Annotated in this window: 17 protein-coding genes; 2 read left to right on the top strand and 15 right to left on the bottom strand. The window is 29.1% G+C overall.

The window, feature by feature from the left end; genetic code table 11:
• From CLOBL_RS14330 to CLOBL_RS14315, 4 genes are all read right to left on the bottom strand, one after another.
• Positions 1-212: AAA family ATPase (locus tag CLOBL_RS14330; protein WP_179117758.1), on the bottom strand; the 212-nt coding region annotated here is incomplete at its 3' end.
• 253 nt (positions 213-465) lie between these two features.
• A complete protein-coding gene (locus tag CLOBL_RS14325) occupies positions 466-693 on the bottom strand; it encodes a hypothetical protein (RefSeq protein ID WP_077859659.1) in 228 nt (75 codons plus the stop codon).
• A gap of 225 nt (positions 694-918) precedes the next feature.
• Entirely contained in the window at positions 919-1,467 is a 549-nt protein-coding gene (locus CLOBL_RS14320; protein WP_077859658.1) for a flavodoxin family protein, read from the bottom strand.
• A gap of 41 nt (positions 1,468-1,508) precedes the next feature.
• On the bottom strand, positions 1,509-2,714 hold the full coding sequence (locus CLOBL_RS14315) for an alpha/beta fold hydrolase (RefSeq protein WP_077859657.1): 1,206 nt from the start codon (positions 2,712-2,714) through the stop codon (positions 1,509-1,511).
• 129 nt (positions 2,715-2,843) lie between these two features.
• Between CLOBL_RS14315 and CLOBL_RS14310 the strand changes: the two genes are divergently transcribed.
• Positions 2,844-3,455 (top strand): TetR/AcrR family transcriptional regulator, encoded by a 612-nt coding sequence (locus CLOBL_RS14310; protein WP_077859656.1) that lies wholly within the window; start codon positions 2,844-2,846, stop codon positions 3,453-3,455.
• An 84-nt stretch (positions 3,456-3,539) separates the two neighbouring features.
• Here CLOBL_RS14310 and CLOBL_RS14305 read toward each other — a convergent pair whose 3' ends face one another.
• Complete coding sequence (locus CLOBL_RS14305) at positions 3,540-4,382, bottom strand: AraC family transcriptional regulator (RefSeq protein WP_077859655.1); 843 nt, start codon at positions 4,380-4,382, stop codon at positions 3,540-3,542.
• A 256-nt stretch (positions 4,383-4,638) separates the two neighbouring features.
• Here CLOBL_RS14305 and CLOBL_RS14300 point away from each other — a divergent pair, with 256 nt between their 5' ends.
• Complete coding sequence (locus tag CLOBL_RS14300) at positions 4,639-5,937, top strand: glycoside hydrolase family 27 protein (RefSeq protein ID WP_077859654.1); 1,299 nt, start codon at positions 4,639-4,641, stop codon at positions 5,935-5,937.
• A gap of 245 nt (positions 5,938-6,182) precedes the next feature.
• Here CLOBL_RS14300 and CLOBL_RS14295 read toward each other — a convergent pair whose 3' ends face one another.
• The 10 genes from CLOBL_RS14295 to CLOBL_RS14260 all read right to left on the bottom strand — a co-directional run bounded on the left by CLOBL_RS14295 (position 6,183) and on the right by CLOBL_RS14260 (position 14,911).
• Positions 6,183-6,935, bottom strand: coding sequence for an alpha/beta hydrolase (locus tag CLOBL_RS14295; RefSeq protein WP_242953844.1), 753 nt, complete (start codon positions 6,933-6,935; stop codon positions 6,183-6,185).
• 46 nt (positions 6,936-6,981) lie between these two features.
• Complete coding sequence (locus CLOBL_RS28040) at positions 6,982-7,158, bottom strand: hypothetical protein (protein ID WP_179117757.1); 177 nt, start codon at positions 7,156-7,158, stop codon at positions 6,982-6,984.
• A gap of 122 nt (positions 7,159-7,280) precedes the next feature.
• Positions 7,281-8,183: a hypothetical protein gene (locus CLOBL_RS14290; protein WP_077859652.1), complete on the bottom strand. Its 903-nt coding sequence runs from the start codon at positions 8,181-8,183 to the stop codon at positions 7,281-7,283.
• Between the two features lie 290 nt (positions 8,184-8,473).
• Entirely contained in the window at positions 8,474-8,941 is a 468-nt protein-coding gene (locus tag CLOBL_RS14285) for a cupin domain-containing protein (protein WP_077859651.1), read from the bottom strand.
• Positions 8,942-9,220: 279 nt separating this feature from the next.
• The gene (locus tag CLOBL_RS28035; RefSeq protein ID WP_179117756.1) at positions 9,221-9,397 is read right to left on the bottom strand and encodes a hypothetical protein; all 177 of its coding nucleotides are present in this window, start codon (positions 9,395-9,397) and stop codon (positions 9,221-9,223) included.
• A gap of 246 nt (positions 9,398-9,643) precedes the next feature.
• A complete protein-coding gene (locus tag CLOBL_RS28960) occupies positions 9,644-10,606 on the bottom strand; it encodes a hypothetical protein (RefSeq protein WP_077859650.1) in 963 nt (320 codons plus the stop codon).
• A 376-nt stretch (positions 10,607-10,982) separates the two neighbouring features.
• On the bottom strand, positions 10,983-11,702 hold the full coding sequence (locus tag CLOBL_RS14275) for an SDR family NAD(P)-dependent oxidoreductase (protein WP_077859649.1): 720 nt from the start codon (positions 11,700-11,702) through the stop codon (positions 10,983-10,985).
• A gap of 215 nt (positions 11,703-11,917) precedes the next feature.
• Positions 11,918-12,307, bottom strand: a complete 390-nt coding sequence (locus CLOBL_RS14270) for a hypothetical protein (protein ID WP_143323871.1) — start codon at positions 12,305-12,307, stop codon at positions 11,918-11,920.
• A gap of 425 nt (positions 12,308-12,732) precedes the next feature.
• Entirely contained in the window at positions 12,733-13,836 is a 1,104-nt protein-coding gene (locus tag CLOBL_RS14265) for a diguanylate cyclase (RefSeq protein WP_077859647.1), read from the bottom strand.
• Positions 13,837-14,254: 418 nt separating this feature from the next.
• On the bottom strand, positions 14,255-14,911 hold the full coding sequence (locus tag CLOBL_RS14260; RefSeq protein ID WP_077859646.1) for a flavodoxin family protein: 657 nt from the start codon (positions 14,909-14,911) through the stop codon (positions 14,255-14,257).
• Positions 14,912-15,029 lie beyond the last annotated feature (118 nt).

The raw sequence follows: 15,029 nt of genomic DNA, 5'->3' as shown, positions 1-15,029 counted from the left end.
TACGAATTATCTTTTTCACTATTCTCAAAGAAGTATTGAAGCATACTCATATTTAATGTCTTCCCAAATCTTCTCGGTCTTGTAAACAAATTTACATCTGCTTTATTATCCAATAGATCTTTTATAAGTAATGTTTTATCAACAAAATAATAATCTCTAGTTATTAACTTTTCAAAGTTATCTATTCCTATTGGTAATGGTTTAAAATTCACCTTATCACTTCCATTCAACATTTAATTTTAACATAGGAGATTGTCAAAACAATTTTACTTTTGACAATGCCTGCTTTTTACAATATAAAAGCTTCACTTTACATACTAATTATAACCGAAATACTATCTTATTAAAACTTACCTTGTTTAAAAAGCAATACATGGTATATACATTTTTTCATATTATCCAAATCTTTTAAAAATTTAAACATATTTTTTTAATTCAAATTATAATTTTACTAATTCTATACTATTATTCTGCCATTCCTGGCCCAAAACTAACCATCCCTATAATAAAAAACATGAAATAATATATAATAGGAATAGCTAAGCAAATCATTCCAATTATGATAGTTTTTTTATAGGTTTTTCCTTTATATTTGGAGAAAAATCCAGCGATGAGTAATGTTATTGAAAATATTAATGCCGCAACAGGAATCCATGCTACTGTAAAAAATATAGTACGTTCTATAATACCCACTAAATAAGTCCTCCTTAATAAATTTAATACAAATAGCATTTGTAACAACTTATTATTATGCTCTGATTATAACATATTTTGTAAATATGTTATTTCTTAATTTTAAAATATCAGTTTAGCTCATAGGATTTTAGAGTATTACTCAATAAAAAAACGCAAATCCAATCTCTTGAAAATGCGTTTTTACAATCTGTTATTTATTTTTATTAATTCATGACATATTTATTAAACCAAATTTTCTCCATCTTTAAATGCTCTTAAAGATAACTCATTAAAAGCTTCATCATCAGTTCCACAGTAGTGGATGCAATCCTCCAAGTTCCAACCAAATACGTCAAAAATATTATTAACATATTTAATGGCTTCTGCACCTTTTTTAGGATCTAAGCTTCCTTGAGCAAATACAGTTATTAACTTTTTACCTGGATGTCTAGGAATAAACTTATTTGGAAGCTCTTCAACCATTGGAAACGTACGATCTAACCAAGTTTTTGCTTGACTTGTAATTTGGAACATATATATTGGGGAACCAAATACAATAGCATCTGCCTCAGCAATAGCTTTATACATTGGCTGTAAATAATCATTAACAGCACAGCCATCATGAGTACGACAATAGAAACATCCTTGACATCCACGAATTTCAGTGTTATTTAAATCAAATTCAATAACCTCAGCACCTTTTGATTTTGCTCCTTTTGCTACTTGATCTAATAATTTTGTAGTATACCCATTCTTTCTTGGACTACCATTAAAAATAACTACTTTTGACATTTTTCATCTCTCCTAAATATAAAAATTTGAATCCTGTGTTTCTATATCTTCCTTAGTATCTTTTCAATCCAACTAAAAATACGTTCATTTGCAATTAATTTAGCTCCAGCTTGGCAATGGAATTCAGCTCCTTCTTCAGCTGTAAATAAAATAAAATCTTTGTGGCAGATAAGTTCTTCATACAACTGCTTTGCTTGATCTCTAAGCAGTTTGTCATTTTCCGAATCAACGATTAAGGTAGGGCATTGTATTTTTTCTGCTAATCCTTTCATATAAAAACCTCCAACCTTTAGAATGAATTCAGCAGGGGTATTTACACCAAATACATACATTCCATGTGAAAAGCTCCATTTTGCTTTTGAGTTTAATTCCATTTTTTCCTTAACAGCTTTATTAAATCCCTCTGAATCAGAAAGTGCGAAATTTAAAAATTCTTCTCTTGGCATATTAAAGATACTTGTAAATCCTCCTAAAAAATCATATACTCCTCCATTTGCTATGCAGCCTGCAAGTCTATGTTCAAAAGCTGCAGCTCTAGGAGCAAGATACCCGCCTAAACTTTGTCCCCATAAGACAATCTTCTTTGAGTCTACTTCTTTTCTTGTAATCAGATAGTCTACCACTGGAGTTATAACCTTCTCGTAATCATGTCTGAAAAATAGTTGTTGTTTATGTACGGCCTCTCCTTGCCCTGGCCCCTCGAAAGTAATACAATGCATACCGTGTTCAAGTGCATCCATTGCCATTCCGTAAAATGCTTCCTTTGTTCCATCAAAGCCAGTCATAGCAATTAAAACTGGTTTTGGTTCCTCTGAATCCTCTAATTTATAAAAATGTCCTGTAAGTGTTGTATTTTCATAGGGGATTTTCACTTCTTCAATAACAGGCTTATTAAGTTTTATAACATTAGAAAAACAATCTAGGCTTGCACTATATAATTCCTCTATCTTTGGGTCTTCTGGATTTTCATGAAGGTAGAATTCTGCAATTCTATAATAATTAGAAGCTCTAAGATAAGCTTTTCTTGCACTTATTAAATGGCCATTTGAGTAGCTTTCTTTTGCAACTCTTTGCAAACGCTTGGCTGTTTTAGTCCATTCTTCACACCAGCTTTGATAGTCTCCTTCTTTAATTTTCTCTGCTGTTGAAACCACTTCTCCTATATCTGCAGCTTTGAAAGCAGTATCTCCAAGAAGCCCCAATACCTTGGATGCGAATTGATCATCTTTAAAAATTAAATTATTCATAGTAATTCTCCTTTACAGTATTTATTGTTTATGCAACACCTTGTTGCTATAATTAAAATATATCAGATATAGATTTGTATTCAACCAACAATATTTATTGTTTGTTTTATATACAACAAAGGAGTGAAAATGTTGCAGAATAAACATGATATTCGAACAAAACGGACACATCAGCAAATAAGAGATGCTCTTATTGATCTTATTTTTGAAAAACATTTCGATAATATTACAGTCGGTGATATCACTAATAGAGCCATGATTAATCGTTCTACCTTTTATAGGTATTATCAAGATAAATACGACGTTGTACTAAAAATTTTTGAAGATGCAATGGAAAAAATGAAAAAAGATTTAGGTCTTCCTAAAGAAAGCCTTAAGAATCTTAATGAAGACCAAAGATCTGATCCCTGGGTGAAACTATTTGATCACTTTGCTGAAAACAGTCGATTATATCTGGCAATGCTGGATGATTCATGTAACATATGGTTTATGTCTAGACTGCGCAGCAACATCATCTCAATGTTAAGAGAGCGTGAAAAATTGCGAAGCTCTTTTCTTGTAAGTGATAAAGACTGCTCCCCAGAGATTCAAGAAATGGCGTTCTTATTTACCGCTAATGCTTTAATCGGTACTATTGATTGGTGGTTAAAGTCAAACTGTACTCCAGATTCAGAGAAAATGTCTTATTTATTTAGATCTTATTTTAAAAACGGCCATGTAGGAATGCTTAATAAAAATTAATGTTGTGATTCAAATTTTGCATAAAAAAGACTAGACATTTCTAATTCACTTGAAATGTCTAGCCTTATATGTTTTATTAATTAATCAATTTCTTTCATTACGAAACTGATATGGTGTTAGCTGTGTATTTTTCTTAAATACTTTACTAAAATAGTTTCCACAAGAGAAACCACATCTTAAAGCAATTTCATTTACTGAAAGTTCTGTGTTATGTAACAAATGTATTGCATGCTGCATCTTAAGGTTTATGAGATATTTTAGTGGATTTATCCCCGTTTCCTTTGTAAATTCTCTGGTAAAGTGACTTAAAGATACACCAAGTTGTCCTGCTAAAGCATCAATTCCTTCAAGTTTTGAAAATTCATTTTTCATAATCTCTATTGCAGTTCTTGTCCTTATAGAATATTCATCTTGATTATAGGCTACCTTACTACATAATAAGCATAAAAAATGAAAAACAGTTTCGCTACCTACAAAAGGCTTAATATGCATCCCATCACTTAAATTTTCATAGAACTTTAATAAATATTGTATAACACTGCTATTTTCAGGAAGTGTAATAATTTTGCCAATTTTTCGTACTATCTTATCATAATATGGCTTCACAGCAGTTCCTTCAAAATGTATATATAAAAACTGCCACCCCTCTTCATCTAAATCCTCTGGACAATAATATTTTTCGTCATCTGGAATTTCAACAAAAAAGGCCTGCCCTTGCTCAATATAATATTTTTCATTCTTTGTCTCAAATATTCCATGCCCTTTTAAGGTATATTGAAACAAATATCCTTTTATATCTCTAGAATTATTATCAAAATAATAACTTGAAGTCCTCCTCTTTTCAATCCCCATATCCTTCAATTCAAATGGAGGATTTGGAATCTCATCAAAGAATACAAAACCATGTGACCCAAATTTATACGCCATCAAAAATTCACCCTTTTTATCAATTTATCACTCTTGCATCAAATTTAATCTATGTAATACACTTAATATAAAGCATTATATATTAATAAAAGCACTAACTATAATTATATCAAAAAACTACATTATAATCATATAGTAACTTGTTTTTTATTTAATTTCTATTTCTAGGCGTACCTAAAATGCAATGTTTACTTTTATTAAGGCGCGCAATAATCTTTTAATTTATAAAATTTTATTATAAGAGAGGATTTTTATCATGTTACTAGAAAACACTTTTGCACAAACTCCACCAATGGGCTGGAATAGCTATGACTATTATGACACTACAGTAAATGAGGCTCAAGTTAAAGCTAATGCTGAATATATGGCTAAATACTTAAAACCACATGGATATGAATATGTTATTGTAGATATTCAATGGTCTGATCCACTTGCTGGTACTGACAGAGAAAATTTCCAATATATAAATTTCAACCATTTTAATATGGATGAATATTCTAGGCAGCTTCCCGCTGAAAACAGATTTCCATCTTCTAAAAATGGCGCTGGCTTTAAACCTCTTGCAGACTATATTCATAATTTAGGCTTAAAATTTGGCATTCACATTATGAGAGGAATTCCAAGATATGCTGCACATATGCATTTAAAAATCAAAGGTACAGATGTAACTGCAAATAAAATTGCAAATCCTTATTCTATATCTAAATGGAATCCAGATATGTATGGTGTTGATTATGAAAAGTCTGGTGCTCAAGAATACTATAATTCTATTTTTGAATTATATGCAGAATGGGGAGTTGATTTCGTAAAGGTTGATGATATATGCAATACTAATTTCTATAAAGACAACCCTTATTCAGCTGAAAAAGAAATTGAAATGATTCATAAAGCTATATTAACTTCTGGCAGAAATATGGTCTTAAGCCTTTCACCTGGACCTGCTGTAATTGAAAAAGCTTGGCACTTAGAAAAGTATGCAAATATGTGGCGTATTACTGATGACTTTTGGGATAACTGGGAGTTACTTAAGAATATGTTTGAACGTTGTGAAGTATGGCAAAATCATGTATCAACAGGCTGCTATCCTGATTGTGACATGATTCCCGTTGGGTACTTAGGTAAAGGTTTTGGCCATGAGCGCTATACTAACTTTACAATAAACGAACAAATTACATTAATGACCCTTTGGTGTATCTTTCGTTCTCCTTTAATGGTTGGAGCTGAGTTAACAAAATTAGATTCGAAGACTTTAGAGCTTTTGACAAATGATGAAGTACTTTATTTAATATCAAATTCCCATGGAGCAATTCAAATTGAACGTTCTAACGAGCATGCTATATGGTTTAGTAAAGATAATAATGATGAAAGCTATTATCTAGCTGCATTTAACTTATGTGAAGAAACTCAAACTATAGAGGTTTCTTTAAAAGATCTTGGAATTAATTCTAAGGTTTCTATACGTGATTTATGGAAGCATGAAAACTTAGCTCCAACTGAAGATATAATTATTGCTAATGTTCCTTCCCATGGCGCAGCACTATATAAATTAGTTTAAAAAAACTTAATATACTGGACAGTCAAAAATTCTGTTCAATTAACAAGCCTGTAGATCCTCATAGAATGAAGAATTTGCTTGCTTGTTTTTAATTATTTTAGTTATGCTTAAATTCGCATTTTTACACATAATGCGAAAAATGTTTTTACGTAAGTAGCTTGCTTTTTTATAAAGCTTTTGACTGTCCAGCTATTTCATGGTTATCATAATACTCATTGGAGTAAACTACTATATATATGATTTCATTACAATAGGCATCTTCTTTCTAAAAATTCATCAAAATATTTATAAAATTCTTCTTTCTTTGCTAAATGAATATTGTGATCTTCATCTGACATTTCATAAGCTATACAATTAGGAATTAGTGACTGCATTTTAACAAACTCCTCATTTGATACTGCATTATTGCCTTTAGCTATAATTAGCAAAACAAGACACTTTATGCTTGGTAAAAGTTGAAACCAACTTTGATAATAAGTGCTATAAGCAGCCATGGCCTGAGAACTAAACATCATCTTATATCCCTCTACAGTTTCTACAAGACTATTCATAAAATATTGATATTCTAGACTTGAGCTTGAAGCCTCCTTAATAAATTTCATTGCCTCGTTTAAGCTTTGAAAAGGCAAAGGCCAATCTTTTGTTAAAGGGTCAACGGCTGAAATTTGATTTAATGGCAGCATATTTCGCTTATCTGGTCCAGCTGCTGATTTATCGAGTATAGCCAAAGCTTTTACATACTTAGGATATACTGCTGCTAAATATCCAGCAATTCCTCCACCCATTGAGTGTCCCACTAGAATTACTGAATCTATCTTTAGAAAATCTAATAATTCAATTATATCCTCAGCCATTTCTTCAACTGTATATTTAGATATAGGTTTACTACTCAATCCATGCCCTCTCTGATCCGGCGCAATAATTCTGTATTGTTTCCCATAATGCTCAATAAATTCAGCCCAAGTTTCTGCTCGTCCATACATTCCATGAAGACACACAATAGTCGCCCCTTGTGTCTTTGTATCAAAATAAAACATATCAATATTATTTAGCTTGGCCATGTTCCTGTAGATTTTTGTTTTTAGCAATTGATAGATTGTTATCTACATCAGCTCCACTTATATATCGAAGTTCCGTTATACAAGCGTCATGAAACCCTCCATAAATATCATTTAAATAATCTATATCGGATTTGTTACTTATATCATACCAATTACTCATCAATTACACTTCCTAAAATTTATTATTAAATGCTTACATAACCGTTCATCTTATATATCCTTTTTGATTAAATTTAAATTCATAATTACTAATAATGCTAAATGTGAGAAGATTCGAAATTATTACTTTTGTTTTAGTATGGAACTAATCCAAAAATAGCAACTATCTAATTCTTCATCGCTAATTAAATCTGACCTATGCTCAAACATTATCTTTACATTCTTATTTTCCTTTGTAATAATCTTCAGATAATTTTCAATAGGTGCCCAACCATCCTCTATTTTTAAATTTGGTAATGTAGGAAAATGGCTGTTTTCTAAATTTCCAGAAACCTTAACATTCCATAAATGAACTACTTCAGTATATTTTGCAAATCTTTTAATAATTTCTTTTTCATTAAAGTTTGAATCTATTTTACTTTGTAAGTGCAATCTTCCAGTATCCAAGCATATTTTTACTGTTCGATACTTTTCTAACAAAGATTCCAGAAAGCTATATTCACAAATATACTTATTTAAAATATCAAATTCTAATACAGGAATAAAATTATATTCGAGGCTTTTCTCAGATAGCCAAACAAAAAGATTTTCACTATATCTCTTAAATTTATTAATTGAATAATCTGCTTCATATGTATATTCACTTTTATCTTCAAATCTCCAATTACTCATATTAAAATTATTTTTCAAGATAACTGGCTTAGGGTAATGAAAGAGAATATATTCTGGCTTAACCTCCATATTATCAATATAATCTAATTCTTCTTCGATATATTTATAAGCATTTCTCCTCATATCTTCATCTAATGCTAAAAATTGAGGGTCTCTCAAATTTGATATTCCAGCTCTTAAAGGAAAGTGAATACCAAATTTAACTCCTTTTCTTTTAGTTTCATTAATTAACTTTTCTATATCTCTTTCATCTTCAAAGAGACACGCTTCTATTCCATAAAAATTTTCCTTAAAGTCCCTATTAAATTTGTCATTATCGAATTTTCCATACATTCCAATCATAAATTTTTGCATTAGTTCCCTCCGACTCTAATACTAATTCGTAAAAAATTTACCATTTCAAATCAATTATAACATAAATTGTAAATTTCTCGTTATTCAATTTTCAAAGGTCAGTTTAATAATTTACTAAGTCAAATCTAAATTGGTTGAAGCTGAATATAGCATTAGAGTTTGATATAAAAAAATCGCAAATTCAATTTCTTGAATAATACGATTTTACAATTTGCTATTTAATTTTATTGATTTATGATATAAGAATCATGCTTACTAACACTATCTAACATTATGCTTATTTTCTAACCTTATTCTCCGTCATAATATTCAACCTGTAGATTAGTTTTAAAAATCTGATCTATGTTTTTGCCCCAAATGCCTATTTTCCCTGAATCGGGATAAAACGCTACATCAATGTCATTATATGTATCAAAATCTAAATAAATCAATGCTTCACTTTCAGATATATTGGTCAATTTATGTGCAGCCTTTTCATTAGCTGGAAAAAATAAAAAATCTCCAGCAGAAACCTCTTTGCACTCAGTTGGAGTTTTTAGTAATCCTCTTCCGCTTATAATATAAAATGCTTCTTCATTTTTGGTATGATAGTGATAAGGATAGGCTGATTTTCCCGGTGGTATTTCATATACAGATATTGCACATTGTTCAGCAGCACCTTTAGAAACTAATTCACGCTTGTAATATTCATAACCTTCATGTTTGCTTTTGTGTTTACTAGGAATATCTTTAATTTTCACATGTAATAATTCATTCATAAAACTTTACCCACCTCATTTTTAAGTACTTACTACGACCAATAATATCACAACAAACTACCATTATAAATAAATTATAGCATAAATTGTTAATGTATATTATTCAATTTTTAAAGAACATTTTTCCACTAATTGCTACATCAGATCTACAAAGTACATATTTTTTTTTAGAAGTACGCAGTAAAAATACCGTCATTCATTTAAATAATACGGTATTTTTTGTACTTTTTTATTAAATTGGCAATGTTTTCATAATACAAATCTATTTATTATGCCTATTTATGCTATAGGTACCTTCTTATCCTCGCTTCGTACAAATGTATTGCACTTATTGCAATGATAACTATTTGTTATAATTTTAGTCACTTTACCATTATCATCTTTTTCTTCTTTTTCTGTTGTAGTCATTATCATGCTTGCTAATTCATGGCATTTAGGACAATATTCATTAATCATAAACTTCACATCCTCTTAACAATATATTTTATATTATAACATATTTTGTAAATACTGCATTATTCAATTTTCAAAGATCACTTTTTATTTAAGTTAATTCGTCAAATCTACAGTTTGTCTAATGTTAGAATTGCGTATAAAAAAAATCGCAAATTCATTCTCTTGAATAATACGATTTTGCAATAAATCATTTATTTTTGGCGTTTATATTATAAGAGGATTGCTAATCAAAAATTTTAAAGATAACTATTTTATATAAACTGTCAAAGCATTAATAACATCATCAGTAACTTCTTCACCATTTTGATAAAAAACCTTTACTGCATCTCCTTGATGCAAAATTAGCCATCCATTTCCAGTTACATCTATTATTTTTGCATGTTCTGTATTTATATTATAAGTTTTATTATTCTCATCGTTTATCACACATGATATATTATAACCACTTGCTTCTGCTTCTGAATTTACAGAAACAACTTTTCCTAATATTGAGGATTCGGTAGTTTTTTCCTCATTTCCTTCTAATATATTTCCAACAATCGTATCAAATTTAGTAGCTTCTTTGTATGGGATCTCATATGTGAATCTGTTTTTCTCCTCGAAAAACTTATTACCTGAAAGTTCAAATTCTCTAATGTTTCCATTCTTTAAGTATACTTTAATAAGATATCCCCCTCCAACATAATCACTTGGATCTGATTTTGTTTCAATTATATTTAATGATGTCAAATAATCTATAATTTTTTGTATTTGATCCTCATCAGATATATCAACTGCCTTAAATCTTGATGGAAAATCAGAAAGATTAATTTTTTGCACGTCATTCCTATTAAGGTTTAAATCTGTATTGCTAGTTATAGTTTTTTTACCAGTTTCCAAGCTTGATGAAATATTTTGCACAGATTGACTCCAAGCTCCATCAGAATCTAATGAATAACCATCAATAGACGTATTAGTAGCCATAGCACCACTACTATATAAATAATACCACTTATCTCCAGTCTGTATCCATCCAGTTTTCATGTATCCATCATCATCAAAATAATACCATTTTCCATCTATCTGTTTCCAACCTATTGACCATGAATTACCTTCTGAATTCCACCATCCGTTTGAATCCTGCTTCCATTCTGCACTTACCCCACTAGAACTTAATGCCAATGTAGATGTTATAATTAATGAACTTGTAATTATTTTTGTTAATTTCATACTTTTACTCCTTCATTTCTACTATTCTCATGTTATACCATTAAGTACAAATATTCGTATTTTTTCAAGTACCTTTTTATTCAATTTTCAAATATAAATTTGATTCATTTTATGTGAATATTTTTTTCAAGTTTTCACATAATAATATCCTCATGTTAAAACTGATCTCCTCATTTCATTCATTTATTAGGAGTTTTTTCTATTTTTAGAATTATTCACAAAAAAAATCGTAAATCCAATCTCTTGAATACTACGATTTTACAATTTGCTATTTATTTTTATTGATTCATGATATATAAAAATTACGACGTAAAACACATTGTAAAACAAGCCCATATCAGATTGCTGCTCCGATATGCGCGTATAGTTTAATTTCTCAAAATAATCCGCAGTTGTAATCAGCAACAGCACCATTATAATTTATAATCTCGCCATTATGATTTTTGCCATCAAGGATTATGTCTGTTATTAACTTGCCAGCTTCCTCTGCTGTCTTCATGTGTGGTCCTGTCGAGTTTCCATTTAAGTCAGTTGTTGTTCCGCCAGGCATGATCCCAAAAATTTCTAGAGGTTTTCCAGCTTGTTGGAAATTCAAAGCAAGGGTTTGTGTCATGGCATTTAGTGATGCTTTACTCGATTTATAGGAAAATGGATTAAAATAAGGTGTCATGCCGATAGGAATTGTGATATTTACAATTCGCCCATTATTTTTTTCAAGTGTAGGTAATAATTGTTTAGTAAGTTCAAATGGACCAAATACATTTGTTTCCATGACGCTTCTCAATTCATCCAACGTAAATTCATAGCCTGGTTTTCTCATGTCACCTGGAATAGCTGCATTATTGATTAATATGTCAAGATCAGAATGCTGTGATTTAATTGTGTTTACAGCTTCTATAATAGTTTCTTGATTCTGCAAGTCAATATTTATATAAGTTGCTTTAATGCCTTCACTAAGAAGTTCATTAACCGCTTCAAGTCCGCGTTTTTCATCTCGTGATCCTATTAACACAGTCCACCCACTTTTCCCCATTTCATGTGCTATTTGTTTACCAATCCCTTTGTTCGCTCCTGTGATAAAAACTTTCTTTGACATATCTTAGCCTCCTAATCTTTTCTTTGTTTCATTTATATTTTTATTAACTACTTTAATATGAACTTTTATGTGTTATATACTAATGCTATCACATAGAGTTATGTCTAGGTCAAGTGTTTTTACAAAATTATAAGGATATTTATGAATGGGCTATTCTATTAAAATGCAATTATACAATTTGTTATTTATTTTCACTGCTTCATGTTTGAAGAAAATTAAGGACTATACAGATGAGAATAAAAATTATTTATATTTCCATAGTTTAATGTTATACCTTCCCCTGAATATAAAGTATCTTTTAATGTAGAACCTGCAATAGAAGTTATGTTGTTATTTGCATCTACAGCAATAGCACCAACACATTCTTCAGAATTGAATGCGTAACCTTCAGTATTAGTATCTACAAAAGTTGCTTTTTTACTCTTTCCAAAAGCCTTTTCTACTGAACTTAAATTAAATTTGTCCATTAACGAAATTCCATTGATACTTTCTCTACTTAAGTCTATACCATGAACTCTTATGAACCTCAATTCATAACGATTAATTACTAAATAAGTGACTGTTAATATTATAATAATTATATAAATTACATGAAGTTTTTTCACCTTTTTGTCTCCTACTTTATTACTTCTTCTTATTCCACTATCCTGAATCAATTCTAACATAAATTGCAAATATCACATTATTCAGTTTTTAAAGAACATAATAATTTGACCCCTATATTAGCACTGAAGTAGAAATGCATTATGGCTAACCACTTTTATATCATTTAGTTTAGTTTATGATTGCCTATTCAGCTTTTGTATATCATAATATACAAATATCCATCATATAATTAATTTAAAAGTGGCTTCTTAAATATTTATTTTTTATATCCACTGCCCCTTATCAGGGGCTTTTATTTAACTTCAATAACAATATCTTGAATATTTATTTCTTAAGTTCACATAATAATATTTTTTAAGTTCAGACTGATATCCTTATCTTGACATTTTAATATAATGGGCTTTTATTAATTCGTAAATGAATATTATATATTATTTTTTTCATTGTTAAATACAACCACTTTATTTCTCCCATTGTTTTTTGCTTGATACAATGCAATATCAGCATTTTCAAGCAAATTATCAATTTGACTTGTCAGTTTAGGATATGATGATATTCCGATTGAAATTGTAATTTTTATAGATTCATTATCTGAAATGTAAAAATCATTATTTTCAACATTTTTCCTTAATCTTTCTGCAATTTTAACAGCCTTAGATTCTGAACAATCCAATAATATTATAGAGAACTCTTCCCCCCCAATTCTAGATATAACATCATAAGTCCTACACGTATTAATAAAGATTGGAGTTAAACTTTTTAAAATAGTATCTCCTGCATTATGACCATAGGTATCATTTATTTTCTTAAAAAAATCAATATCTATAAGTAACATAGATAACTCTTCTTCTTTTCGTATAGCCATCTGAGAAATACTATTAAAACTATTATCAAATTGCCTTACATTATTCAAACCAGTCAAGTAATCTTTTGTTGCTTCATTTTTTAATCTTTGATAAATTTTAATTATTTCCAGTATATAGTCTGCATATTTAATTGAGAGATAAGATACTATTAAATATCCAGAATAGTATAATATCATTGTTTGAAAAAACACTGCTGGATTTTGTGGTACTGGTACTACAAAGGCTGAAGCAACTGACAATACAATAAAGAAGAGCATACAATAAACATATTGATTTCTCCTTGATAGCTTTAATAAAGAAATAAATCCAAATCCAATCCCTATAAGCAAAGCCATTATTAATCCAATTACTGATGTATTAGATATTCCTAAAATTAGAAATCTAAAAATACCTATCAAAATTGAAGAAACAATTGAAGATAAAAAACCACTATAGAGAGCAGAAAATAAAATTGGTACGTACCTAAAATCAATAAAAGTCTCTGATGTAGTAGGGACACTATTTATCATAAGTATTATACCTAATATGCCGTTATATAATCCCCATAAAACCTTACTTTTTAATGGCATATCTCGTGAAATTTTTCTATCCTTTATAAAATGGTGAATAATACTCAGAGATGCTATTAAAATACATGCATTTTGAAAAAAACTAAGAAACATACTTTATCACTTCTTTCCCCTAAATTCCCACTTATTCTACAGTAATTATAACATATTGTAAAATACCACATCACTCAATTTTCAAAGAACCTTTTTATAATTTACTGCGTCAAATTTACAAATTACACAAAAAAATCGTAAATTCAATTCCTTTTGAATAATACGATTTTACAATTTGCTATTTATTTTTACTATTTCATAACTTAAGAAGGTTAGGCATTAACTATATAAGTACTTACTCACTAATATATTTAAATATAAAACTCCGTTAAAATATTAAATTCAATAAGGATATTTTAACAGAGTTATTCATTCTAGTTAATATTCTACATTATTTGTTAGACATTCCTAAAAATTCTTATGATTATATTATTAGTTGTAAGAAAATTTTATTGTAATTTAATATATTAATTTATTTCTAATTCTTTATTAAATTTGCACCTAATTCAAATGCTTTTTGACAATCTAAAGGAAATTGAATTTTTCTATGTGCTGCTTTTTCTTCCTCAGAAAAAGATTCAACTTTATATTTTGAGTAATCATCAAATTGATAAGTATTATTTGAATACATAACTGATGGTTTTGTGAATATATGTCCAATATTAGATTCCATGCGCTCAAAAGTTTTTAAATAACCAATTTGCTCCATTACTTCCTCTTTAACATTCATTGTATAAATGAATGCTGTTGGCATCCTCTTTGGCGCCAATGAAGTACCCTTATTGTCATACACAAGATAGGGAAATAATAGTCTTTCTAAAAATGATAGGAATTTACCTGTTACATTACTAAAATATACTGGAGAACTAAAAATAAGCCCATCAGCTTGAGATACTTTTTCAAAAATTTCTTGAAGATCGTCTTTTACTGCACATTTTCCATAACTTTTACTTCCAAGTCTTTTACAAGCAAAGCAACTTATACACCCAGTATAGTTTAAATCATATAAATTAATTATTTCAGTTTCAATTTCTTCATCTTTTGTAGATTCTTTCACTCCATCTAAAGCTTTTTGAAGTAATGTAGCTGTATTTTTATTTTTTCTTGGGCTCCCGTTAATACCATAAACTTTCATAATAAAACTCCTTTTTCTATATACTTCTCTTTATAATGTTTTATTTTTAACTTTTTGTTATAATTAATATAACATAGGAGCAGAGATATACAAGTATGCAGTTTTTTCTGTTTCAGTA

This window comes from Clostridium sp. BL-8, from assembly GCF_002006495.1.
In the GTDB taxonomy this organism is placed as follows: Bacteria; Bacillota; Clostridia; order Clostridiales; family Clostridiaceae; genus Clostridium.
The sequence above is the reverse complement of the archived record's forward strand: the minus strand, read 5'-3'. Positions and strand labels throughout refer to the sequence as shown.